The organism is Streptomyces sp. NPDC014870 (genome assembly GCF_043081505.1).
GTDB lineage: Bacteria > Actinomycetota > Actinomycetes > Streptomycetales > Streptomycetaceae > Streptomyces.
Genome location: NZ_JBIBWQ010000006.1, coordinates 306,715 through 328,495 on the forward strand (window position 1 = coordinate 306,715; position 21,781 = coordinate 328,495).

General features: G+C 73.4%; 22 protein-coding genes. 8 read left to right on the forward strand and 14 right to left on the reverse strand.

Annotated elements, in window-relative coordinates:
* Nucleotides 1–21: 21 nt before the first annotated feature.
* The 8 genes from ACF09C_RS19375 to ACF09C_RS19410 form a co-directional block, all read right to left on the reverse strand.
* The gene (locus ACF09C_RS19375; RefSeq protein WP_392092707.1) at nucleotides 22–1,698 is read right to left on the reverse strand and encodes a DUF885 domain-containing protein; all 1,677 of its coding nucleotides are present in this window, start codon (nucleotides 1,696–1,698) and stop codon (nucleotides 22–24) included.
* Nucleotides 1,698–2,597 (reverse strand): EamA family transporter, encoded by a 900-nt coding sequence (locus tag ACF09C_RS19380; RefSeq protein ID WP_392092709.1) that lies wholly within the window; start codon nucleotides 2,595–2,597, stop codon nucleotides 1,698–1,700. The genes ACF09C_RS19375 and ACF09C_RS19380 overlap by 1 nt, the downstream gene beginning before the upstream one ends.
* The gene (locus ACF09C_RS19385) at nucleotides 2,594–3,871 is read right to left on the reverse strand and encodes an acetyl-CoA carboxylase biotin carboxylase subunit family protein (RefSeq protein ID WP_392092711.1); all 1,278 of its coding nucleotides are present in this window, start codon (nucleotides 3,869–3,871) and stop codon (nucleotides 2,594–2,596) included. The genes ACF09C_RS19380 and ACF09C_RS19385 overlap by 4 nt, the downstream gene beginning before the upstream one ends.
* A complete protein-coding gene (locus tag ACF09C_RS19390; protein WP_392092712.1) occupies nucleotides 3,868–5,193 on the reverse strand; it encodes an acetyl-CoA carboxylase biotin carboxylase subunit family protein in 1,326 nt (441 codons plus the stop codon). The genes ACF09C_RS19385 and ACF09C_RS19390 overlap by 4 nt, the downstream gene beginning before the upstream one ends.
* Nucleotides 5,190–6,545: an acetyl-CoA carboxylase biotin carboxylase subunit family protein gene (locus ACF09C_RS19395; RefSeq protein ID WP_392092999.1), complete on the reverse strand. Its 1,356-nt coding sequence runs from the start codon at nucleotides 6,543–6,545 to the stop codon at nucleotides 5,190–5,192. Before ACF09C_RS19395 ends, ACF09C_RS19390 begins: the two co-directional genes overlap by 4 nt.
* Nucleotides 6,546–6,616: 71 nt before the next feature.
* Nucleotides 6,617–7,369, reverse strand: coding sequence for a hypothetical protein (locus ACF09C_RS19400; protein WP_392092714.1), 753 nt, complete (start codon nucleotides 7,367–7,369; stop codon nucleotides 6,617–6,619).
* 45 nt (nucleotides 7,370–7,414) lie between these two features.
* Entirely contained in the window at nucleotides 7,415–7,714 is a 300-nt protein-coding gene (locus tag ACF09C_RS19405; protein ID WP_392092716.1) for a 2Fe-2S iron-sulfur cluster-binding protein, read from the reverse strand.
* Nucleotides 7,711–8,691, reverse strand: coding sequence for an NAD(P)/FAD-dependent oxidoreductase (locus ACF09C_RS19410; RefSeq protein ID WP_392092717.1), 981 nt, complete (start codon nucleotides 8,689–8,691; stop codon nucleotides 7,711–7,713). Before ACF09C_RS19410 ends, ACF09C_RS19405 begins: the two co-directional genes overlap by 4 nt.
* Nucleotides 8,692–9,060: 369 nt before the next feature.
* Between ACF09C_RS19410 and ACF09C_RS19415 the strand changes: the two genes are divergently transcribed.
* The 5 genes from ACF09C_RS19415 to ACF09C_RS19435 all read left to right on the forward strand — a co-directional run bounded on the left by ACF09C_RS19415 (nucleotide 9,061) and on the right by ACF09C_RS19435 (nucleotide 13,524).
* Nucleotides 9,061–10,392: an aminotransferase class V-fold PLP-dependent enzyme gene (locus ACF09C_RS19415; RefSeq protein ID WP_392092719.1), complete on the forward strand. Its 1,332-nt coding sequence runs from the start codon at nucleotides 9,061–9,063 to the stop codon at nucleotides 10,390–10,392.
* A 58-nt stretch (nucleotides 10,393–10,450) separates the two neighbouring features.
* Nucleotides 10,451–11,011 (forward strand): nitroreductase, encoded by a 561-nt coding sequence (locus ACF09C_RS19420; RefSeq protein WP_392093001.1) that lies wholly within the window; start codon nucleotides 10,451–10,453, stop codon nucleotides 11,009–11,011.
* A 65-nt stretch (nucleotides 11,012–11,076) separates the two neighbouring features.
* Nucleotides 11,077–11,697, forward strand: a complete 621-nt coding sequence (locus ACF09C_RS19425; protein WP_392092721.1) for a ScbR family autoregulator-binding transcription factor — start codon at nucleotides 11,077–11,079, stop codon at nucleotides 11,695–11,697.
* Nucleotides 11,694–12,599, forward strand: coding sequence for an NAD(P)H-binding protein (locus ACF09C_RS19430; RefSeq protein WP_392092723.1), 906 nt, complete (start codon nucleotides 11,694–11,696; stop codon nucleotides 12,597–12,599). The genes ACF09C_RS19425 and ACF09C_RS19430 overlap by 4 nt, the downstream gene beginning before the upstream one ends.
* A gap of 151 nt (nucleotides 12,600–12,750) precedes the next feature.
* Entirely contained in the window at nucleotides 12,751–13,524 is a 774-nt protein-coding gene (locus ACF09C_RS19435) for an SDR family NAD(P)-dependent oxidoreductase (RefSeq protein WP_392092725.1), read from the forward strand.
* Between the two features lie 24 nt (nucleotides 13,525–13,548).
* Here ACF09C_RS19435 and ACF09C_RS19440 read toward each other — a convergent pair whose 3' ends face one another.
* A complete protein-coding gene (locus tag ACF09C_RS19440; RefSeq protein WP_392092727.1) occupies nucleotides 13,549–14,175 on the reverse strand; it encodes a TetR family transcriptional regulator in 627 nt (208 codons plus the stop codon).
* A gap of 219 nt (nucleotides 14,176–14,394) precedes the next feature.
* Between ACF09C_RS19440 and ACF09C_RS19445 the strand changes: the two genes are divergently transcribed.
* Nucleotides 14,395–15,378, forward strand: a complete 984-nt coding sequence (locus ACF09C_RS19445; RefSeq protein ID WP_392092729.1) for a transcriptional regulator — start codon at nucleotides 14,395–14,397, stop codon at nucleotides 15,376–15,378.
* A 67-nt stretch (nucleotides 15,379–15,445) separates the two neighbouring features.
* On the opposite strand, the gene ACF09C_RS19450 is transcribed toward ACF09C_RS19445, so the two are convergent.
* Nucleotides 15,446–16,843 (reverse strand): ATP-binding protein, encoded by a 1,398-nt coding sequence (locus ACF09C_RS19450; RefSeq protein WP_392092731.1) that lies wholly within the window; start codon nucleotides 16,841–16,843, stop codon nucleotides 15,446–15,448.
* Entirely contained in the window at nucleotides 16,840–17,541 is a 702-nt protein-coding gene (locus ACF09C_RS19455; protein ID WP_392092733.1) for a response regulator transcription factor, read from the reverse strand. The genes ACF09C_RS19450 and ACF09C_RS19455 overlap by 4 nt, the downstream gene beginning before the upstream one ends.
* 78 nt (nucleotides 17,542–17,619) lie before the next feature.
* Here ACF09C_RS19455 and ACF09C_RS19460 point away from each other — a divergent pair, with 78 nt between their 5' ends.
* The gene (locus ACF09C_RS19460) at nucleotides 17,620–18,159 is read left to right on the forward strand and encodes a hypothetical protein (RefSeq protein ID WP_392092735.1); all 540 of its coding nucleotides are present in this window, start codon (nucleotides 17,620–17,622) and stop codon (nucleotides 18,157–18,159) included.
* Between the two features lie 9 nt (nucleotides 18,160–18,168).
* On the opposite strand, the gene ACF09C_RS19465 is transcribed toward ACF09C_RS19460, so the two are convergent.
* Both ACF09C_RS19465 and ACF09C_RS19470 read right to left on the reverse strand, forming a co-directional pair.
* Nucleotides 18,169–19,044 carry a fused MFS/spermidine synthase gene (locus ACF09C_RS19465; protein WP_362425710.1) on the reverse strand — a complete coding sequence of 292 codons (876 nt, stop codon included), beginning with the start codon at nucleotides 19,042–19,044 and terminating at the stop codon, nucleotides 18,169–18,171.
* A gap of 65 nt (nucleotides 19,045–19,109) precedes the next feature.
* Nucleotides 19,110–19,547, reverse strand: a complete 438-nt coding sequence (locus ACF09C_RS19470; protein ID WP_392092737.1) for a hypothetical protein — start codon at nucleotides 19,545–19,547, stop codon at nucleotides 19,110–19,112.
* A 222-nt stretch (nucleotides 19,548–19,769) separates the two neighbouring features.
* Here ACF09C_RS19470 and ACF09C_RS19475 point away from each other — a divergent pair, with 222 nt between their 5' ends.
* On the forward strand, nucleotides 19,770–21,062 hold the full coding sequence (locus ACF09C_RS19475; protein ID WP_392092739.1) for a tetratricopeptide repeat protein: 1,293 nt from the start codon (nucleotides 19,770–19,772) through the stop codon (nucleotides 21,060–21,062).
* Between the two features lie 52 nt (nucleotides 21,063–21,114).
* Here the strand turns inward: ACF09C_RS19475 and ACF09C_RS19480 are convergent, their stop codons facing one another.
* On the reverse strand, nucleotides 21,115–21,708 hold the full coding sequence (locus ACF09C_RS19480; RefSeq protein ID WP_392092740.1) for a histidine phosphatase family protein: 594 nt from the start codon (nucleotides 21,706–21,708) through the stop codon (nucleotides 21,115–21,117).
* Nucleotides 21,709–21,781: the final 73 nt, after the last annotated feature.

Genomic DNA, 21,781 nt, shown 5'->3' on the forward strand with positions numbered 1-21,781 from the left:
CTCAGTTGCGCGCGAGCAGGCTCAGTGCGCGCGAGCCAGTTCGGAGCGCAGCAGGTCGAGGCCCATCGGCCCGATGTCCAGGGCTCGTTGGTGGAAGCGCCTGAGGTCGAACGCGGCCCCCTCGCGGAGCCGGGCCGCGTCCCGGGCCTCCAGCCACGCCTTCTCGCCCAGCTTGTAGGCGAGGGCCTGCCCGGGACGCCCCAGATACCGGTCGACCTCGAAGGCCACGAAGCCCGCCGGGCCGACCCCGCAGTGCTCGGCGAGGAACTCCCGCGCCAGGCCCGGCGTCCACCGCTCGCCCTCGTGGAAGCCGGCCCCCGCGGGGATACGGAGCCGCAGGTGAAGGCCGATGTCCAGGACGACCCGCGCGGCGCGCAACTGCTGCCCGCCCGCGAGCATGCCGAGCCGGTGCGCCGGGTCGGCGAGGTGGCCGAGCTCGTCCATCAGCCGCTCGGCGTACAGGCCCCAGCCCTCGACATGCCCCACGTGCAGCTCGGAGGAGAGCCGCTGGAAGCGGTTGAGGGTCGCGGTGTTGAGGGTGGTCACGCCCAGCTGCAGGTGGTGGCCGGGGACGCCCTCGTGGAACATCGTGCTCGGCACGGTCCAGGTCGGGACCGGCGCGTCAGGGTCGGTCACCGGCCACCAGACCGTCCCCGGGCGCGACAGGTCCTCGCTGGGCGCCAGATAGGAGGCGGGCCCGTCGGTGCGGGTGGTGCGGCAGTCGATGCGGCGCAGCGGGGCCGGGATCGCGAAGTGCGTCCCGTCGAGTGCGGCGATGGCTCCGTCGGCGAGCTCCTGGATCCAGTCGCGGAAAGCCGCCGCGCCCTCCACCCGGTGGCGCGGGTCCGTGTCGAGCGCCGCGAGCACCGCGGGCACCGGCTCGCCGGGCGCGATCCGCGCCGCCGCGTCGGCCGTCTCGCGCCGTACCCGGGCGAGTTCGTCCCAGCCCCACGCGTAGGTCTCCGCGAGATCGAGGCGGGTGCCGAGGAACTCCCGTACGCCCAGCCGGTAGCGGTCCTCGTCGGCCGGCTCCCGCTCCGGCGCGACCGCCGCGAGTTCCTCCGCGAGGTACGCCGCGCAGCGCGTCAGCGCCTCGGCGGCGCCCGCCGCGGCCTCCTCCAGGGCGCCCCGCAGCGCGCCGTCGCCGTGCCCGGCGGGCAGCCCCGCGAGGTACGGGCGCATGTCCCGGCAGTCCCGGGCGTTCCGTACGACCTGGCGGTACGGCGCGACCCGGCCCCGGCGCCGGGCGTCCTCCAGCCCGTCCCGCAGCCCCACGAGCGCGTCCGGGACGGCCCGCAGCCGGGCCAGCAGCGTGTCCCACGCGGTGTCGGCGCCCTGGTCGAGCAGGCCCACCGCGTGCCGCAGCCGCTGGACAGGTCCGTCGAGGGTGTCGAGCAGCGTGCCGTACGCGTCGGCGTCGGCGAGGGCCACCTCGGTGGCGAGCCGCTCGCGCAGCACCGCCGCCGCGACCCGTTCCGCGTCCCCGGCGGGGGGCGTGGCGTCGAGCGCCCGCAGCGTGCGGCGCGCCAGCTCCGCGCGTTCCCAGGCCGCGCCCGGGCCGAAGTCGGTCAGCCGCTCCTCCTGCCCGGCGATGCCCATCACGGCGGCCAGGCACGGGTCGAGGACGGCCAGCTCGTCCACGTACCGGTCGGTGAGTTCGGCCACGGGCCCTTCCGCGGTCGCGTCCGGGGCGCTCATCAGCGGCTCACCGACGACGGCAGCCGGGCGATCCCGCACTCGCCGATCCGCTTGCCGTACAGGCCGACGACCAGGCCCGCGACGATCAGCGCCCCGGCCACCAGCTTGAGCGCCGGCAGCGTCTCGCCGAAGATCAGCACCGAGCCGAGGACGCCGAAGACCGGCACGAGCAGGGAGAGCGGGGCGACGGTCGACACCGGGTACTCGCGGAGCAGCCAGTTCCACACCGCGTACCCCAGCAGGGTGTTCGGGTAGGCCTGGAAGAGGATGGACAGGACCGCCGACCAGCCGAGCTGCTCCGGCAGCGCGACGTAACCCGCCGTGCCGTTCACGACCAGGTCGAGCAGGAAGAGCGGGACCGGCGCGAACAGGCTCGCCCACACCAGGAACGCCAGCGTGTCCGTGGGCTTGGCCTTCTTCAGGATCACGTTGGCGACGCTCCACGACACCGCGCCGACCAGGACGAGCGCGACGCCGGCGAGCGTCACCGTGCCGTCGGTGACGAAGGTGATCGAGAACAGGCCCACGAGCGCGACCGCCATCCCCGCGTACTGGTACCGGGACAGCGACTCGTGGAACACCACGGCCCCGAGCAGGATCGTGAGGAACGCGCTGAACTGCAGGACCAGGGAGGCGATCCCGGACGAGACCCCGGCCTCGATGCCCAGGTTCACCACGCCCCACAGACCGACCCCGAACACCAGGCCGTAGCCGATGATGTGCCGCCACGGCACCTGCGGTCGCTTCAGGAAGAAAACGGCCGGCAGCGCGCAGAGCGCGAACCTGATCCCGGCGAGGATCAGCGGGTCGACGCTCTTGAGCCCGATCTTGATGATCGAGAAGTTGAGACCCCAGATCGCGGTGACGGCCACCGCGATCAGGATGTGCTGCTTCTTCATGCGGGGACCTGTTCGGGAGTTCCGGGGGTGAGGGGTGCGGCGGTGGCGGGGCGGGTGTCGACGGAGAGGGAGCCGAAGAGGGCGGCCATCCACTCGCGGGTCTCCTCGGGTGTGTCGCCCGCGACGATCCCGGCGAGGACGGTCTCCCCGGCCTGGTAGGTGATGTGGTCGGGCAGCGGCGCGCCGGGCGGCAGTTCGTGCCAGGCGACCACGCGCGGCCCGGAGCGGAACGCCCCGACGCCCGCGAGGCCCCCGTACGCCCGCCCGGCCAGGTGGTGCCCGGGGTGGACGAACCAGGCGTAGCGCAGCCCGTCGGGGTCCGGCTCGGGGAGCGTGCCCCTGACGGGCTCGCCGAGCAGGACGCGCAGCTCGTACGAGGGCAGGTGGACGCCGGTGGCCAGTTCGAAGGTGGCCACCACGTCGGCTCCCCCGACACGGTTGCCGACCTCCAGGAAGACCAGCTCGCCGCCGTGGACGATCGCCTCCAGGTGGAAGGTGCCGTCCTCGATCCGTACGGCGGCCAGGGCGCGGGAGACCCAGGCGCGGGTCTCCTCGGAGCAGCCGATCTGGAACGAGCCCATCGGCCGGCCCCGCGCGTACTCCAGGCAGGTGCCCAGGTACTCGCTCGCGGTGAGGGCCAGGACCTCGCCGTCCTGCACGAGGCCGTCGAAGTGGCGGATGGGCCCGGTGACGAACTCCTCGACCTGGAAGTCCGCGAACTCGCGCCCCGCGTCGAGCCGGGCGACGCCGGTGCGGCCCGCGGTGACGGCGGCGACCGCCTCGCGCGGGCTGTCGTGGACGAGGACGTCCTCGCTGGACGCGCCGCGGTGCGGCTTGAGGACCGTACGGCCGTCCCAGGGCGCCCGGCCGTCGAGCTGGAGCAGGCGCGGCAGGGGCAGGAAGCGCGGCACGCGCAGGCCCGCCTCCTCGACCGCCCGCTTCATCAGGACCTTGTCGCGGGCCAGCGCGACCTGTTCGACGGGTGCGCCCGGCACGCCCAGGTGCTCGCGCAGCCGGGCGGCGTCGAGGAGTTCGTACTCCGACATCGAGATGATCCGGTCGAAGGTGCGCGGCGAGCCCGCCAGCCAGTCGCGGGCCTCCTCGAAGGCCGGGCGGGCGCCCGGGCGGCCCACCCGCTCGCAGCGCAGCTCGGGCGGCAGCGTGGCCAGGGCCGCCTCGGTGCCGAAGTAGGTGACGTCGTGCCGACCGTGCGAGATCCCCCGGTGGTACTCGATCTTGAAGTAGGGCACGCGGTGCAGGATGAGGATCTTCATCGGGCCTTCCTCGCGGGTGTGGGTACGGCGACGGCCTGGTCCAGGGCCTGTGACCAGGCCTCGCGCAGGGCGTGGACGACGGTCCTGATGTCGGCGCGGTCACCGCGCAGGACGACACAGCCCTGGGCGGCGAAGTCGGCGTTGTCGCGGGCGACGGCGTGCAGGTCGCGCCGGTCGGCCGACATCCAGGCGAACTCCGTGACGGTCAGCTCCCCCTCGGCCAGGCCGAACTGTTCGGCGGTGGCCCGGACGGCGTCCGCGAACGGGTCGGCGCCGGCCGGGACGTCGTCCGGGGAGAAGGAGCGGTCGCTGCCGACGCCGAGCATCACCGTCGCCGCGGCGCAACCGGGCACGAGCGGACCGGCGTCGGCGGCCGTGCCGAAGGCGGTGTCGACCCAGCGGTGGTGCAGGTCGATGCCGTACACCCAGCGGGCCAGTGCCCAGATCTTCATCCCGGCCGGTCGCCGGTTGGGCTCCACGATCGCGGCGCGCAGCCCGTCGTCGCTCAGCTTGATCTCGTTGTGGAACGGCCCGTCGCACTGGCCCACCAGCCAGTTCGCCTGCCGCCCGGCCCGCTCCAGGGTCGCGCGCTCGTGCTCGTCCAGGCGGGCGGGAAGGACCTGGGCTATCTCGACGGGATACCGGCCGCGCGCGCTGACCTTCTCGGTCAGGAACGAGAGCGGCCCGAGCCCGTCGTAGGAGAACTCCCGCGCGTACGGGATGAGTTCCTCGCAGATGACCCCGCCCTCCAGGTACGGCAGGACCTCGGCGAACGCCGCCGTCAGATCGTCCCCTGGGCGGACCACGACGACGCCGCGGTTGTTGCCCTCGGCGGACGGCTTGACGACAAAGCCCTCGGGGTGGGCGATCCCGAACTCCCGCAGCTGGTCGAGCGAGGCGATCTCGGCGAAGGCGGGCACCATGATCCGCTGCGCGGTGAGCAGGTCGGCCACGCGTGCCTCGTCGAGCCGGTAGCGGTACTTGGAGAAGGCACCGGCGGCCTGCCGCGGCGAGTCGACCGGGACGCCGAGCCGGTGGAGCAGTTCGGCGCCGCTGTGGACGGCGTTGTCGGAGAAGACGATGCCCGCCCCGATCCGCTCGCGCCGGTCGCCGAGCAGCTTCTCGGCGAGCTCGGGGAAGCGGTCGCCGAGCGGGTCGAGGTCGATGACCTCGTCGGCGATGGTGTGGTCGGCCTCGGTGGGCTCGGCGCGGATCAGGACGACGCTCGCGCCGTGGCGTGTACGGGCGTGGTCGCGCAGGTGGCGCACTTCGTCGATGCGGCTCAGGTTGTAGTCGACGATGAGGAGGATCGGCCGGGTCATGCGTGCTCCGTCTCGTACACGATCTCGATCGCGCGCTCGGAGGCGGGCAGCAGACCGGGGAGGATCGCGTCCCGGTCGGCCCGGTCCATGCTCCAGAGCACCTGTCCGAGGAACACCTCACGCGCGGACGACTCCACGACGTCGCCGGCCTTGAGGAGGATCTGCGACAGGACCGGCCGCAGCGGGAGTCCGTCACCGGGTCCGACCGCGCGGAGGGTGCCGGGGTCGGCGAAGAAGACGCGGAAGAACGTCGCGTACGGGCTCGGCGTCGTGCCGTCGGAGCCGTACGACAGGCTCTCCAGGGTCTTCAGGTACGTGGCGGTCGTGCGGTCGCCGCCGCCGGCGAGCAGGGCGTCCAGCCAGAGGTCGAGCAGGCCCGGGCCGCCGGTGAGCGCCGCGACGCTGGGTGAGATCAGGCTGCCGCCGACCCGCGGGTTGACCTCGATGAGGTCCCAGCCGGCCGGGGGGTCGTACCGCGCCTCGACGTGGAAGCAGCCCTGGTCGAGACCGAGGGTGTCCAGGACGCGCGCCAGCCAGCGGAGCCCGGCGGCGGTCTCCTCCCGCGACAGGCTCGTCGGCGGGGAGACGCAGGCGTTCTCCAGGACGGTGCCGGGGGTCTCCGTCACCTCGCACTTCTCGTGCACGGCCACCACGTGCGATGCGCCGTCGACGACGATCACCTCGAAGCTGAACTCCCGCCCGGGCACGTAGTCCTCGACGAGGAACTCCATCCCGCGCCCGCCCGGCTCCGTGCCGAAGGCGCTCGCGTACACCGTGTCGGCGCGGGCCTCGGCGGCGATGCGCTCCAGGTCGGTCCAGGTGGTGGCGGGGGTGAGCGGGAACGTGCCGAAGGAGGCGAGGCCGCTCACCGGCTTCACGAAGTGCCGGCCGCCGTCGCGTTGCCGGGCGGCGAGCGTCTCGGGGGTGAGCGCGGACGCGCGGCCCCGGCTGAGCCCCGCGTCGGCGAGGCGGTTGCGCAGGGTCAGCTTGTCGCGCAGTTCGGGGACCTGCTTCTCGTCCAGGTCCGGCACCCCGAGCCGGGCGTTGGCCAGCGCCATCAGGTGCCGGTAGCCCTCCCAGACGGTGAGGCAGCAGGCCACCGACACGCCGGCCGCCCTGAGCCGGTCGAGGTGCTCCTCGACGTCGTGTGGGGTCAGTACGTGCTCGCCGGTGATCCGGACGTCGTCGGCGAGGTCCGCGAGCGCCCCGGGCCTCGACCCCTGGTGCTGCGGCTCCGGCAGTGAGCTGAGCACGTGGACCTTCAGCCCCCGCGCCCTGACCGTGCGGGCGAGGTCCTCCAGGAACGAGAACCCGACATGGCTGAGCAGCAGCACTCCCCTGGCGTTTTCCATGCTCAATTCCGGCCTCCTCACCGGCGGGTGGGGCGCGGCGCGGTCGCGCCGCGCCCCACGGAGGACTGGGCTCAGGCAGGCTGCTTCTCGGCGTTGGCGAGGGTGTCCAGGTAGAGCTCCTCGAAGTACTGCGCCAGGAGCGACTGGTGCTCCTTCAGGTACCGCCTGAACGCGGCGACGTCGTCCTCGTCGTGGAGCAGGTGCCGGACGGCCGCCCAGACCTCGCCGGGGTGGTCGTCGTTGATGTCGGTGTGCGAGTGGCTGATCTGGCCGCCGATCCTTGTCTCGCCGACCGAGCCCTTCAGCGCCTCCAGCTTGCGGGGCTCCAGCTTCACGTTGACGTACTCGACGAGGTAGGAGTACGCGACGACGCCGAGCGGCCCCTCGTGGTCCAGGAGGTAGGAGAAGTAGCCGGTGAGGAGTTTGGTCGAGAGGTACGGCTCGGTCGCGAGGAACTGCTCGCGCGAGACGCCCACCTTGGCCAGGTCGGTGATGAAGAGCTCGTCGTGGAGCATCTCCTCCTGCTCGTAGTTGGCCCACACCTGGGCCGCCTCCGGGCTGCGCTTGGCTATCTCCACGAGCGCCTTGGCCTCGGAGACGCGCAGCAGCCGGATGCGCCAGGCGGTCTCGATCAGGTGGCGCTTGTAGTAGGCGGAGTCGACCTTCTTGCCTTCGAGGTGCGCGGCCTCGGGGACGTTGGCGTACCACTCCAGGACCTGCTGGTCGATCTGCTCGTCGATCTGGGCGCGCAGCTCCGCCGAGGCGGCGGCGTTGAGGAACGTGGACTTGTTCCCGTAGCCGACGTTGGTCACGCGGTTCGGCATGGTGTCACCTTTTCTCGTGGGTACGGACGCTCGGGTGCGAGCGGTTCAGATGTCGTCGACGACGCGGATGGTCGCGTCGCCCCGCAGCCGGCACTGGCAGGCCAGGCGGTGGTCTCCGCCGGTCCGGCCGAGGTCTTCGAGGAAGTCGAGTTCGTCGTCGTCGGGGGCGCCGAGGGCGTCGAAGCCCGCCAGGACCTGGACGACGCACGCGCCGCACGCGCCGGAGCGGCATCCGAAGGGGATGAGCCGCTGCGAGGTCTCGTACTCGACTTCGGTGAGGGGGGATCCCGCGGGCAGCAGGATCTCGGTTCCGGTCGGGAGGATCGTCAGCTTTCGCAGGGTCATGGCACCGGTACGGCGTCGAGGTCGGTGGAGTCGGTGGAGTGCTCGGGCGCGAGGCGGGAGCCCGGGCGCAGTTCGACCGCCGCGTGGTTGGCCGCGGTCGCGGCCTCGCCGAGGCCCACCGAGATGAGCGGGACGCGGCCCTCGTAGGTGCAGATGTCGCCGACCGCGTACACCCGCTCCAGGTTGGTCCGCATCGTCCGGTCGACCGCGAGGAGGCGGTTCTCCACCCGCAGGCCCCAGTCGGCGACCGGGCCGAGGCTGGTGAGGAAGCCGAGGGCGCCGACGAGGGCCTGGGCGGGCAGCCGCAGCTCCTGTTCCCCGCTCGTGACGCGGACCTCCTCCAGCTGCCGCACTCCGTGGCAGGCCGTCACCTGGGCGTCGGTCAGCACCTGGACTCCGGCCGCGTACATCTGCCGGACGCCGTGCTCGTGGGCGCGGAAGGCCGCGCGCCGGTGGACGACGGTGACGGACCGGGCGATCGGGGCGAGGGCGAGGGCCCAGTCGACCGCGCTGTCGCCGCCGCCGACGATCACCACGTCACGGTCCCGGTGCGCGTCGAGGCGCGGCACGTGGTGGGCCACGCCCCGCCCCTCGTAGGGCCGCAGACAGGGCAGGGTGCGCGGGACGGAGCGGCCGAGTCCGGCCGCGATCACGACGGCGCCGGCCCGCACCCGCCCGCCGTCCTCCAGGCCGAGCTCCCATCCGGTGCCCGCCGGGTCCCGGGTGAGGGTGGCCGCGGTCCGGCCGAGCACATAGCGTGGGCCGAACTGCGCTGCCTGGGCGACCAGTTGCTCGACCAGCTCTCGTCCTCGTACGGCGACGTGGCCGGCGACGTCGTGGATCTTCTTCTCCGGGTACAGGGCCGCGATCTGGCCGCCCGGCTCGGGCAGCGCGTCGACGATCACGCTGGAGAGCCCGCGGAATCCCGCGCAGTAGGCGGCGTACAGGCCGGCCGGACCCGCTCCTACGACGGCCACGTCCGCGCTCGCTCGATACATTCTGAACCCCAGGCCCTTCCAACGTCCGGTGGAAACAGCTCTGCCATTCACATCGTTCGGCTTATTCGACGGCCGGACGGAAATGATTCCGTCGACTGCGAATTCATCATTCAACGGGCCGATCGGGCCGTCAACGAATGGTTCGGAACTCCGCCTTCCCGCCGAGGGCGGCCGCAGTTCCGACCGGAGTTCCGACCGGAGTTCCGAGTGTGGAACTTCCTCAGTCGAAGCCGCGCCGGGCGGCCTTCCGGGCCGGAACCGGCCGGGACTTGACGGAACCGGACCGCGCTCCTTCACTCTTTCCTGTCCGGCAATGCACAATCCACCCCGACCGATGGAGGAGCGATCGTGTCCCTTTCGCGCCGCAGGATTCTGGCCGGTTCCGGTATCGCGGCTTCCGCACTGACGTTGGGCCCGCTGGGACAGGCCACCGCCGCACAGGAGGCCGCACCCCGGCCGTTCCGGCCGCACGACTGGAAATCCGTCCGCGCGCAGTTCCTGCTCGCGCCCGAGTACGCGCATCTGTCGAACTTCTTCTTCGCCTCGAATCCGACCCCGGTCCGCGAGGCGATCACCCGATACCGCAGGGCGTTCGACGAGAATCCGTACAGTTTTCTCGACGACAACATGTTCCGCCGCGACGAGGACATGCTGTGGCGGGACGTGTGCGCGGCAGCGGCCGAATACGTCGGCGGGAAGCCGGAGGAGATCGCCCTCACCAGCAGCACCACCATGGGCCTCGCGCTCGTCTACAACGGCCTGCGGCTGAAGCCGGGCCAGGAGGTGCTGACCACCACGCACGAGTTCTATCCGCACCACGAGTCGATTCGGCTGGCCGTCGAGAAGTGGGGCGGAAGCATGCGGAAAATCCCCCTCTACGAATCGGCGCAGAAGTTCTCGGCCGACGAGGCCGTGGCCCGGATCCGCGCGGCGATCCGCCCGCACACCCGGGTCGTCGGCGTCACCTGGGTGCACTCCGGCACGGGTGTACGGCTGCCGATCGCCCCGATCGCCGCCGCGATCGGGGAGTTGAACCGCCATCGCGACGAGGCGGACCGCATCCTCCTGGTGGTGGACGGGGTGCACGGTTTCGGCGTGGTGGACGAGGACGTCGCGGCGATGGGCTGCGACTTCTTCGCGGCCGGCACGCACAAGTGGATCCTCGGCCCGCACGGGACGGGGATCATCTGGGGGAAGCCGGAGAGCTGGGCGCTGCTGCGGCCGACGATCCCCAGCCTGATGGCCAAGGAGACGACCGACGCCTGGCGCCAGGAGCGCCCGCCGGCCGGACCGACGCAGGCCGCGTGGGTCAGCCCGGGCGGCTTCTTCGCGTACGAGCACCAGTGGGCCGTCATCGAGGCGTTCCGCTTCCACCGGCAGATCGGCCGCGGGCGGGTCCACGACCGGATCGCCGAGCTGAACGGGCAGATCAAGGAGGGTCTTGCCCGCATGAAGCACGTCACGCTGCACACCCCGGTCGACGCCGAGCGGTCCGCGGGCTTCGTCTGCTTCGACGTGCGGGGCCACAAGCCGCCGGAGGTCGTGCAGATCTTCCGCGACCACCGGGTCATCGCCAGCGGCACGCCGTACGCGGTCCCGCACGTGCGTCTGTCGGCCGGGATCGTCAACTTCCCGAAGGACGTGGACAGGGCGCTGAGGGTCGTCCGGTCGTTGGCGTGAGGACCGCCACGGCCGTCACGGCGCCCGAGAACCCAGAGGAGGAACACCCGTGGATGTCATGACGGCCGTGCTGTCCCGCCGCAGCGAGCACCCCCTCGTCGAACCCGCCCCGGGCGATGAGGAGTTCGCGTATCTCCTGCGCGCCGCCGCCACGGCGCCCGATCACGGCGGCCTGCGGCCCTGGCGGTTGATCCTGATCCGCGACGAGGGCCGGACCGCCCTGGAGCGCTGTCTGGCCGACGAGAGTGCGCAGGCCGGACCCGGGCGGGAGTGGCGGGAGGAGATCCAGGGTGCCCCGCTGCTGGCCGCGGTGGTCTTCTCCCCCGTGGCCCACGGACGGACCGGCCAGGGCGGTCCCCCGGTCCCCGAGTGGGAGCAGCTCGCCGCGGCCGGCGCCATGACCGACTCCCTGACCCTGCTGCTGCACGCCCGCGGCTTCGGCAGTGTCTGGCGCACCGGCGGCTTCACGGGGTCGGGCCGGATCCGCCGTGCCCTCGGCCTGCGCGGGGAGGAGCGGCTGCTCGGCTGGTTGTGCGTCGGCACCCCGCCGCGCAGCAGGTTCGCGCAGCGCCGGGTGCCCGCGGACGTGACCGACCGGATCTCCGTCTTCGCTCCCTGAGAGTCCGTCACCCGCGCTAACATAAAGGACGTTCGCTTTTCTTTTCGAGGTGATCGGACGCACGGGTGACTGATCTCAAGCAGGAGCGTGCCGTCCGCACGCGCAACCTGATCATGACGGCGGCGGCGGAGCTCTTCGACGAGGAGGGCTACGAGGGCTCGAGCGTGACGCGCATCGTCCAGCGCGCCGGCGTCACGATGGGCGCGCTGTACTTCCACTTCTCCTCGAAGCAGGACCTGGCCCGCGAGGTCATGAACGCCCAGCCGTACGTGATCGAGCCGCTCCTCGGCTCCAGCGGACTGCAGCGCCTGGTCGACATCACCCTGGTCTGGGCCCATCGGCTGCAGACCGACCCGCTGCTGCGCGCCGGGGTCCGGCTCGCCGTCGAGCAGAGCCGCTTCGGCATGCGCGACAGCGATTCGTTCGAGGGCTGGAAGGACATCATGGTCGGCCACCTCGAAGTGGCCCGCGCCGAGGGGAGCCTCCGTGCCGGCGTCTCGCCCGAGGAGGTCGCCCAGTTCGTCGTCGGCGCCTGTACGGGCGTCCAGCTCTACTCCCAGCTCGCCACCGGCCGGGCGGACCTGACCGAGCGCACCTGCGCCATGTGGCGCCTGCTGCTGCCGGGCATCGCGGCGCCCGACGCCGCCACCGTCGTCGTCGACCCCCACTTCGGAAGGCCCTCATGAACGCCGCAGGCTCCCGCGCCGCCCAGGGACCGCTCCGCCGTATCGTCCTCGCCGGCGCCACCGGCACGGTCGGCCGGCTCACCGCGGCACGGCTGGCCGCCACGGGCACGTACGACGTGGCCCTGCTGACCAGGGACCCGGCGAAGGCCGCCGCCCTCGGCCTGCCCGGTCGGCTCGTGGGCGCGGAGTTCGCCTCCCCCGCCACGCTCAGGACCGCCCTGCGCGGGGCGGACGCCCTGCTGCTCGTCACCAACGACCCGCTGCGCCCCGAGCACGACGTGAACCTGCTCGACGCGGCCGCGGCGGCCGGCACCCCGCACGTCGTCAAGCTGTCCGCCCAGGCAGTGACCGATCCGGACGCCGACGACGTCATCACCCGCTGGCAGCGCGCGAACGAGGAGCGGCTGCGGGCGAGCGGTCTGCCGTGGACCCTGCTGCGCCCCCGCTCCTTCATGACGCACGCGCTGGCCTGGCGCAGGGACATCGCACGGTACGGCGTCGTCCGCGCCGTCCACGGAGACTCCCTCAACGCCGCCGTCGACCCGGCCGACATCGCCGACGCCGCCGTCCACGCGCTGACGGGCAGCGGCCACCTCGGGCGTACGTACGCGCTCACCGGGCCGCGCGCGATCTCCGCCCGGGAGAAGACGGCCACCCTGTCCGAAGTCCTCGGCAGGCCGCTGGTCTTCGACGAGATCTCGCTCGACCGCGCCCGCGAGGAGTGGCGCCGCCGCCTGCCCGAGGTCCTGGTGGAGGCGCTCACCCTCAGCGCCGAACGGCAGCACCGCGGCGCCAAGGCCGCCGTGGCCTCCGGGGTGCGGGACGCGACGGGCCACGCGCCCCGGTCCTTCCGCGCCTGGGCCACGGAGCAGGCGCCGGCCTTCACGCACGTACCAGCCTGACCACCGCCCGCGCCGGCCCCAGGCCCCCTGCCTCCCCGCCGGGCCGGCCGACCGGGCACCCCGCCTCCCGGCCGGCCCGGCCGACCGGGCACCCCGCCTCCCCGCCTCCCCGCCCCGCCGCACCGCCGGCCCGTCGATTGGACCCTGCGCCGTGGCCTCACCCGCCCCGCTGCTCCACGGCAGAACCGTCATGATCACCGGCGCGTCCAGCGGCATCGGCGCCGCCGCCGCCCATGCCTTCGCCGCCGAGGGCGCCGCCGTCGTCCTCGTGGCCCGGCGCGAGGACCGGCTCGCGCACCACGCCCGGCTGATCCGGGAGAGCGGCGGTGAGGCGCTCTGCGCCCCCGCCGACGTCACCGACGCCGGCGCCGTCCAGCGCGCCGTCGACCGGGCGCTCGACACCTACGGCGGTCTCGACGCGGCCTTCAACAACGCCGGTTGGGCCTCCTCGGGCACCCCGCTGCACCAGACGGACGACGCCGAGTACGACCGGATCATGGACGTCAACGTGCGGGGCGTCTGGAACTGTCTCCGCGCCCAGCTCGACGCGATGCTCAGGACCGGGACCCGCGGGTCCATCGTCAACACCTCCAGCGTCGCGGGCCTGCGCGCCACCGGCACCGCCGCCCCCTACATCGCGGCCAAGCACGCGGTGCTCGGCCTGACCCGGGCCGCCGCCGACGAGTACGGCCCGCACGGCATCCGGGTCAACGCCCTGGTGGTGGGGAGCACGCGCACCGAGTTGATGGACGAGGTGCTCAGCCGTACGCCGTCCCTGTACGAGCCGTTCACCAGCCGCGCCATCCAGCGCCGCCTCGCCGACCCCGCCGAGGTGGCCCAGGCCGCGGTGTGGCTCTGCTCCGACCGCTCCTCGTTCACCACCGGAGCCGCCGTCCCGGTGGACGGGGGCTGGACGGCGCGCTGACGTGCGCGTCCGTGTCCGTGTCCCTCAGGCCGGGCCTCCCTCGGGGACCCCGCCCGGCAGCAGCTCCCCGGGGCTGAACACGGCCACCGCGCCGAGCGCCAGGCGCCACAACTGCGCGAGCGCTTCGAGGTCTTCGGGGACGGTGCCCGTCGTGGGGACCGACGGGCTGTCGAACCGGGCCAGCATGCACACCACCAGCGAGCACAGCAGCCCCGCCGGACACTCCTCGGCCAACTCGCCCCGCGCGTGCGCCCGGTCGGCCAGGCGCTCGACCTCGCCGAGCCAGAGCCGGTGCCAGGAGCACCCCGCCCAGGCGGTCTCGCGGCTGAGCCGTGAGGCAGCCTGCACGGTGGTGTCCGTGCGCAGGAGCCGGGCCACCTCGTGGGTGAGGTCGATGATGTTCTGCAGGGGCAGCGGCGAGCGCTGCAGGGCGCGGTCGACGGCCGCGCGCGTGGTGGCCGCGCCCTCTTCGTACACCCCTCGGGCCAGCTCGGGCTTGGTGGGGAAGTGGAAGGTGAGCGCCCCTTGCGTCACCCCGGCCTGCGCCGCGATGCGTGCCAGTGAGGTGCCGGCGTAGCCGTACCGGGCGAGTTCCATGGCGGCCGCGTGCAGTACCCGGTTCCGGGTGAGCGCGGCTCGTGTCTGCGCCACGTTGTCGATCCCTCTGTCATATGTCCGACGGCCCCCTGGTGTCGTTCCGAACGACGTTCACCCCACCGCGAGTTGGGGATCTGTTTGCCCACTCTACAGAACATAAAGAACGCTATTTTTGTTATCGTCGAGCCGTGCCCGGAATCGTGCCCGCCGCGGCCTCGCGGCTGGCTGTCACGCTCATGCGCACGCGCGCGTGAGGAGAGGGTGGTGGAGGAATTGAGGGACGTATCAGAGGCGACGAACAGTGATCTCGAGGCCATGACCGGTGGCGCGTGTCCGACCGTCCACCTGGTACCGACCGACTCCCTGCTGGCCGCCGACTCGCCCCGGCTCGGCGGGTTGAGCCGCGAGCACGTCGAGGTGCTCGCCCAGCGCGCCATCGAACCCGTCCTGGTGCACCGGGGCACCATGCGCGTGGTCGACGGCATGCACCGCCTCCACGCCGCCCGGCTCCGGGGGGAGACCGAGATCCCGGTCCGGTTCCTCGACGGACCGGCCGGCGAGGTCTTCATCCACTCCGTGTCGGCCAACGTCTCGCACGGCCTGCCCCTGACGCTCAAGGACCGCAAGGCCGCCGCCGGACGGATCCTGACCACGCACCCCGATCTGTCGGACCGCGCGATCGCGCGCATCGCCGGCCTCTCGCCCAAGACGGTGAGCGCCGTCCGCCGGACGTCGACCGAGGAGGTCCCGCAGCCGGAGGTACGGGTCGGGGCGGACGGCCGCGCCCGCCCGCTCGACGCGGCCCGGCGCCGCGAGGTGGCCGTCGCCTTCCTCGCCGAACACCCGGGCGCCACGCTCAGCGAGGTCGCCGCGAGCGCGGGCGTCTCGATCAGCACCGCGGGCGCGATCCGGCAGCGGCTGCGGCGCGACGAGCAGGCCCCGCCGCCGCGCGCGGCCCCGGTCCACGAGGTCGGCCGGTGCGAGCGGCCCGCGCCGTCACTGGCGGGCGACCTGCGGGAGCAGCGCATCGCGACCCTGGCGAAGGACCCCTCGCTCCGGTTCACCGAGTCCGGCCGCGCCCTGCTGCGCTGGCTGAACAAGCGCGCACCGGACCTGGAGGCCGGGCAGCAGCTGATCGCCGCGGTACCGGTGCACTGCGCCGTCGCGGTCGCGGACCTCGCCAACTCCTACGCCCGGGAGTGGCAGCGCTTCGCCAGCGACCTCGACCGCGCCCTGGGCGACATGGTGGAGCACTAGGGCCTGCCCGGCGGGTCGGGGTCGGGCAGGCCCTGGCGGGTACGGGGCCCCGCGAGGTCCCGTACCGTCAGCGGGCGCGCTGCGCCGCCGGCCTCTTGCGGCGGCCGCGCCCGGCGCGCCGGCCGGCCGAGGTGCCGGAGCGGCGCCCGTCCAGACCGATCCAGATGCGCACCTCCGTGCCGCCGAGCACCGAGTGCCCGATGCGGACGTCGCCGCCGGTGGCCTCCGCCATCTGCCGGACGATGTCCAGGCCGAGACCGGTCGAGCCGTCCTGCCGGCCGCTGTTGCCCCGCGCCAGCGCGGCGGCCGGGTCGGCGATGCCGGGGCCCGCGTCGGAGACGAGGACGATGACGGCGTCGTCGCCGTTGTGGACGTCCACCGAGAACGCCGTCCCCTCCGGGGTGTGCCGGAAGACGTTGCCGAGCAGCGCGTCGAGCGCGGCCACGAGTTCGGGCCGGGCGACCGGGATGCGCACCGGCCGGTCGATGCCCGCGACCCGTACCTTGCGGCCCTCGTCCTCGGCGAGCGCGGACCAGAAGTCCATCCGCTCCCGGACGACCTCGGAGGCGTCGCAGCCCGCGCCGGGGCCGGTCGCCTGGGTCTGCGGCTTGGCCTCCCGTGCCGTACGGATGATCGTGTCGACCTCGCGCTCCAACTGCTCGACCGCCGCCCGGGTCTGGTCGGCGGCGGGCCCCGAACCGAGCGAGGCCGCGTTCAGCCGGAGCACGGTCAACGGGGTCCGCAGCCGGTGGGAGAGGTCGGCGGCCAGCTCGCGCTCATTGGCGAGGAGCTGGACGACCTGGTCGGCCATGGAGTTGAAGGCGATCGCGGCCGACTTCAGCTCCGGCGGCCCCTCTTCGGGGACCCGCGCGCCGAGCTTGCCCTCGCCCAGGTCGTGCGCGGCGCCCGCGAGGCGCTGCGCGGGCTGGACCATCCGTACGCCGAGCCGGTCGGCGACCGCGACCGAGCCGACGATCAGGCCGATGCCGACCCCGGCGAGGACGAGCCAGGCGGTGGTGACGCCGTTGGTGGCCTCGCCCTCGGGGACGAAGAGTTCGACCACGGCGACCTGGCCGGTCGAGAGCGCCGTGGGCTGGAGCAACACCGAGCCGCCCGCCACCTCGGCGATGGTGGCCCGGCCCAGCTCCCGGGTGGTCCGCAGGTCCTCCTCGGTGGCCCGCCGGGTGCCGATCTCCACGGCCTCGGCCCCCGGCCCCTCGCCCGCCGGGACGTGGACGGCCATCCGCCCGGCGGCGCCGTCCTCGGTGGTGGCGACGGCCCGGTCGAGCTCGTCGCGGTCGGTGGTGATGGCGAGGACGGGGGCGAGCCCGGCGGCACGCCGCTCGGCGTTGGAGAAGGCCCGGTCGTTCGCCATCTCCTTGACGACGAGGGCGAGCGGTACGGCGAAGGCGATGACGACCATGGCGGTGACCGCCAGCGACACCTTGACGAGTGCCCATCTCACGGCTGCTGCTCCCGGGGCGGTTCGAGCTTCACGCCCACCCCGCGCAGGGTGTGCAGATAGCGGGGACGGGCGGCCGTTTCACCCAACTTCCGCCGCAGCCATGACAAATGTACGTCGATGGTCTGGTCGTCCCCGTAGGACTGCTGCCACACCTCGGCCAGCAGCTCCTTGCGCGGCACGACCACCCCGGGCCGGCCCGCCAGGAAGGCCAGCAGGTCGAACTCCCGCCGGGTCAGGTCGAGCCCGGCCCCGTCCAGCTCCGCCTGCCGGCGCAGCGGGTCGATGGACAGACCGCCGACCTGGATGACCCGCGACGGCGGGACCTCCCCGGCCGCCGCCCGCGAGCGGCGCAGCACGGCGGCCATCCGGGCCGAGAGGTGCTCCACGGAGAAGGGCTTGGTCAGGTAGTCGTCGGCGCCGTCGTTGAGCAGCCGGACGATCTCCGTCTCGTCGTCCCGGGCGGTCGCGATGATCACCGGCACATCGGTGATGCCCCGCAGCATCTTCAACGCCTCGGACCCGTCCAGATCCGGCAGTCCGAGGTCGAGGATGACCACGTCGAAACGGAAATGGGCGACCTCACGCAGCGCCTCCAGGGCCGTGCCGACGCTCCGTACGGTGTGGGAGGCCTCGGTCAGATGCCGGATGAGAGCGGAGCGCACGAACTGGTCGTCCTCGACCACGAGCACACTTGCCATGGCCCGCACCGTACGCCATACGGGCGAACCCTCGGCAAGGTCCACCCTGTGGGACGGCCGCGGCGACGGTGGTGCAGTATGGCCCGGATGCCTAGAGGACTTGTTCACGCGTTGGCGTGGTCGCTCGCCACGGGTGCGGCGGTCACGCTGTCCTGGTGGGGGGTGCACACGGTGCTGGCCGGCACCGTGTACGACCCGCCGCGCGCCCTGCCCATCCCGGCCGGGACGACCGACCACGAGACGCGCGCCTCCTCCACGCACGCGCCGTCCCCCACCGCCTCCGGCACGCCGTCCGCGACCCCGTCCACCACTCCGCCGTCCTCGGCCCCCGCGACCCCCTCGCGGGGTCCCACCACCGCCTCGAAGCCGCCCACCACGAAGCCGTCGCAGGGCGGCGGGAACGTGAAGAGCTACGCGGTGGACGGCGGCCGGGTCGTCTTCGACCTCGGCGAGACGTCGGCGGAGCTGGTCTCCGCCACCCCGTCCTCGGGCTGGCAGATGCAGGTGTGGAAGCAGCCCACCTGGATCCGGGTCACGTTCACCAAGGACGGCCGCGAGCTGTCGGTCTTCTGCGTCTGGCACGACACCGCGCCGCGCGTGGAGATCGAGGACCGCTGAGGGTCCTCCCTATCGGAAGACGGACGCCGGCGGTACGGGCGAGGGCTTGGCGCTCGCGTCGGTGACCGGGCTCGCCCCACCCGTGAAGTCGGCGAGCGCCCGGCCGTGTTCGACCCGGCCCGGGTGCGGGTCGGTCGCCACCCGGCGGGTCAGCTCGGCGACGGGCAGCTCGCGGTCGGAGGCGAGCAGCACGGCGTTGCCGAACCGGCGACCGCGCAGCACGGTCGGGTCGGCGGTCAGCGCGAGTTCGGGGAAGACGGTGGCGGCCGTCGCGATCTGGCCGCGCAGGTGGGTCAGCGGGGGCCCGTCGGCGAGGTTCGCCGCGTAGAAGCCGCCGGGCCGCAGCACCCGGCGGACCTCGGCGAGGAACTCCGCGCTGGTCAGGTGCGCGGGGGTGCGCGCGCCGCTGAAGACGTCGGCGATGATCAGGTCCGCCCAGCCGTCCTGCACCTTGGCGAGCCCGGCGCGGGCGTCGGTGGACCGGACGCGGATCCGGGCGGCCGTGTCGAGCGGCAGCTCGCGGCGGACGAGCTGGACCAGCGAACCGTCGAGCTCCACGATCTGCTGGGTGGAGCGCGGCCGCGTGGCGGCGATGTAGCGGGCGAGCGTGAACGCTCCGCCACCGAGGTGGACGGCCTGGAGGGGCCGGTTCGGCGGGGCGGCGAGATCGGCGATGTGACCGAGGCGCCGCTGGTACTCGAAGGAGAGGTGGGCCGGGTCGTCGAGGTCGACGTGCGACTGCGGGGCGCCGTCGATCAGCAGCGTCCAGCCACGGGGCCGCTCCCGGTCGGGTATCAGCTCCGCGAGCCCGCCGTCGACGGTCTCGACGACGGCGACGGCGGCGGCCGCCCGTTCACGCTGCTTGTTCCTTGCCACGTGCCCCATTATCGGCACCCGCGCCAGGTCCCCGCCCGACGAGGCTCTCCGAGGGGCCGCCGCCCGGACACGACCTAGCGGCAGCCGTCCGCGGCTTCGATCAGGCGGGCGGCCTGGCCGAGGGCCTCGCGCAGCACGGCCGGGTCGGTGACCTCGCCGGCGTCCCCGGGCGGCAGAAGCCAGCCCGCCGGACGCGGGGCGTCACCGGCGGGCTCGGGGAGTTCGGGCAGTTCGGGGATCCGCAGCCCCCTCCCTGAGGTCTGCGTACAGGCGCTGCCCGGCATGTCCCAGCCCGCCGCCGTGCCGGGCGGCACGAGGAAGCCGAGGGTGTCGCAGGCGCCGTCGTGCAGCACCGGGCCGACGACCGGGCTCCCGCCGCGCCGGAGGATGTCGACGGCTTCCAGACCCTGGCGGACCGGGACGGTCACCAGGTCGCAGGGGGCGGCGCACGGGGCACTGGCGTCCGGGGTGGGTGCGTGCAGTGCGGTGGACTGCGATCCGATCTCCAACATGGGACCCCTCCTCGCTCCTGAGAAGACACGTTCCGTCTCTCCGCATGGTTCAACGTCCGTGCGCGTCAACGGCTACGGCGGCACGCCGCCGCAAAGGATGGCAGTTCATGGCAGATCGCGAGCGAGATATCCGATTTATGGCAAAACCCAGCGTGGCCGGCCGGTCACAGCAGGTACGTTCATGCCCGCCGGAACACCGGCAGCACAGGAGAGGGCTCGGCCATGGCGGTGTCAGGGGCAGTTCCCAATCTCGCCTTCCGCCGGCTCCGCGGACAGCACTCGCCGGCGGAGTTCGCCGCGACGGTCCGACGGGCGGCGCGGGAGATCGGCGAGCAGGTCGCGTGCGACGCCCGCTACATCGGGCGCGTGGAGGCGGGTGAGATCCGCTGTCCCAACTACGCGTACGAGCGGGTGTTCCTGCACATGTTCCCCGGCCTCTCCCTGGCGGACCTGGGCTTCTCGGCGCGGGAGGCGGTACGTGGCAGAAGGCCCGCCGCCGTCCTGTCCGGGGCACCGCCCGGGCCCGCCCTCACCACCCGGAACGATGAGGAGAGCGACGTGCTGCGTCGCGCATTCATGACGAGCGGCACCGCCACCGTGGCGGCCGTCTCGATGGGACTCGGCGGCACGGCCGTCGCGATCCCCGCCCCTCGCGGGGCCCACAGGATCGGCGAGACCGAGGTCCGCGCGGTCGAGAACGCCGTACGACAGATCCGGCTGCTCGACGACCGGCACGGCGCCGAAGGCCTGTACAAGGCCGCGGCCCAGCCGCTGCGCGCGGCGTACGCCCTGCTCGACGCGGGCGCGACGGCCCGCCGCTCCACCGAGGACCGGCTGCACGCGGGCGCCGGCGAGCTCGCGATCTCCGTGGGCTGGCTCGCCCACGACTCGGGCCGGATCGAGGACGCCCGCTCGCACTACGCGGAGGCGCTGGCCACCGCGCGCGTGGCGGGTGATCCCGCCTTGGAGGCGCACGCCTTCTGCAACACGTCGTTCCTGGCCAGGGACGCGGGCCGGTACCGCGAGGCGGTCCGGGCCGCGCAGGCCGGGCTGCGGGCGGCGCAGCCGCTGGACTCCGCCCGGCTGCTCGCCCTCCTCTCCCTGCGGGAGGCGGGGGCCTGGGCCGCGCTCGGCGACCGGTCGGCCTGCGAGCAGGCCCTCGGCCGCGCGCACGGGCACTTCGCGAAGGGTCCCGGCGACCGGGACCCCGAGTGGATGTCGTTCTTCGGCGAACCGGAACTGGAGGCGCAGGAGGCCCACTGCTGGGCGGCGCTGGGCGACTGGGGCCGCGCGGCCCGGCACGCCCACCGCGCGACCCTTCTGCAGAACCCTCACTTCGCCCGCAACCTGGCGCTCTACCGGGCCCAGCTGGCCAGCAACCTGGCCCACGCGGGCCGCAGGGACGAGGCGTCGGCGGAGGCGCGGCGCGTGGTGGACTCCCTGGGCGACGTCCAGTCCTCCCGTATCCGCCGCATCCTGACGGAGACGAGCCAGGTCCTGGCGGCGGCCCGCTGAGCGGCCCGGCCGAGGCCCGTACAAGGCCCGTACAAGGCCCGTTCGAGCCGGACTACTCCATGTGGCCGGTGTCGTTCCAGCGCTCCACGGCCGGCTCGCCGTAGGCCCAGCCGAGGATCGACAGGCTCGTGGGGTCGAGACGGATCTTGGCGCCGAAGGAGACGTCGAGCCCGAGCCAGCGCGCCCCGAGCGTCCGCAGGATGTGCCCGTGCGCGAAGACCAGGACGTCCCGGTCCTCCGACCGCGCCCACTCCACGACCTCGTCGGCCCTGGCCGAGACCTCCGCCAGGCTCTCGCCCTCCGGCACGGCGTCGCGCCACAGCAGCCAGCCCGGCTGCCGCTCCTGGATCTGCGCCGGGGTGAGGCCCTCGTACGCGCCGTAGTCCCACTCCATCAGCGCGTCCCAGTCCTGGGCCCGCTCGCCGAAACCGGCGAGGTCGCAGGTCTCCCGGGCGCGCACCAGCGGACTGGTGCGGACCTCCACGTTCGGCAGGCCGTTCCACACCCCGCGGTGCAGCCGCTCGCCGAGCAGCTTGGCGCCACGCCGGCCCTCTTCGAGGAGCGGGATGTCCGTCCTGCCGGTGTGGCGGCCGAGCAGCGACCATTCGGTCTGGCCGTGCCGGGCGAGCAGGATGCGCGGTGCCATGAAGGCTCCTTGATCGTTCGACGGAGCGATGTCCCTCCATCATCTCCCACCTGGATTCCCGGCGGCCTGCGGG

What these genes read in the sequence shown, in the direction of transcription:
- ACF09C_RS19405 (WP_392092716.1), bottom strand. Translation starts at nt 7,714, where the DNA reads ATGACCCTGCGAAAGCTGACGATCCTCCCGACCGGAACCGAGATCCTG.
- ACF09C_RS19395 (WP_392092999.1), bottom strand. Translation starts at nt 6,545, where the DNA reads ATGGAAAACGCCAGGGGAGTGCTGCTGCTCAGCCATGTCGGGTTCTCG.
- ACF09C_RS19430 (WP_392092723.1), top strand. Translation starts at nt 11,694, where the DNA reads ATGAACGCCGCAGGCTCCCGCGCCGCCCAGGGACCGCTCCGCCGTATC.
- ACF09C_RS19420 (WP_392093001.1), top strand. Translation starts at nt 10,451, where the DNA reads ATGACGGCCGTGCTGTCCCGCCGCAGCGAGCACCCCCTCGTCGAACCC.
- ACF09C_RS19460 (WP_392092735.1), top strand. Translation starts at nt 17,620, where the DNA reads ATGGCCCGGATGCCTAGAGGACTTGTTCACGCGTTGGCGTGGTCGCTC.
- ACF09C_RS19470 (WP_392092737.1), bottom strand. Translation starts at nt 19,547, where the DNA reads ATGTTGGAGATCGGATCGCAGTCCACCGCACTGCACGCACCCACCCCG.
- ACF09C_RS19400 (WP_392092714.1), bottom strand. Translation starts at nt 7,369, where the DNA reads ATGCCGAACCGCGTGACCAACGTCGGCTACGGGAACAAGTCCACGTTC.
- ACF09C_RS19455 (WP_392092733.1), bottom strand. Translation starts at nt 17,541, where the DNA reads ATGGCAAGTGTGCTCGTGGTCGAGGACGACCAGTTCGTGCGCTCCGCT.
- ACF09C_RS19475 (WP_392092739.1), top strand. Translation starts at nt 19,770, where the DNA reads ATGGCGGTGTCAGGGGCAGTTCCCAATCTCGCCTTCCGCCGGCTCCGC.
- ACF09C_RS19385 (WP_392092711.1), bottom strand. Translation starts at nt 3,871, where the DNA reads ATGAAGATCCTCATCCTGCACCGCGTGCCCTACTTCAAGATCGAGTAC.
- ACF09C_RS19480 (WP_392092740.1), bottom strand. Translation starts at nt 21,708, where the DNA reads ATGGCACCGCGCATCCTGCTCGCCCGGCACGGCCAGACCGAATGGTCG.
- ACF09C_RS19465 (WP_362425710.1), bottom strand. Translation starts at nt 19,044, where the DNA reads ATGGGGCACGTGGCAAGGAACAAGCAGCGTGAACGGGCGGCCGCCGCC.
- ACF09C_RS19380 (WP_392092709.1), bottom strand. Translation starts at nt 2,597, where the DNA reads ATGAAGAAGCAGCACATCCTGATCGCGGTGGCCGTCACCGCGATCTGG.
- ACF09C_RS19390 (WP_392092712.1), bottom strand. Translation starts at nt 5,193, where the DNA reads ATGACCCGGCCGATCCTCCTCATCGTCGACTACAACCTGAGCCGCATC.
- ACF09C_RS19375 (WP_392092707.1), bottom strand. Translation starts at nt 1,698, where the DNA reads ATGAGCGCCCCGGACGCGACCGCGGAAGGGCCCGTGGCCGAACTCACC.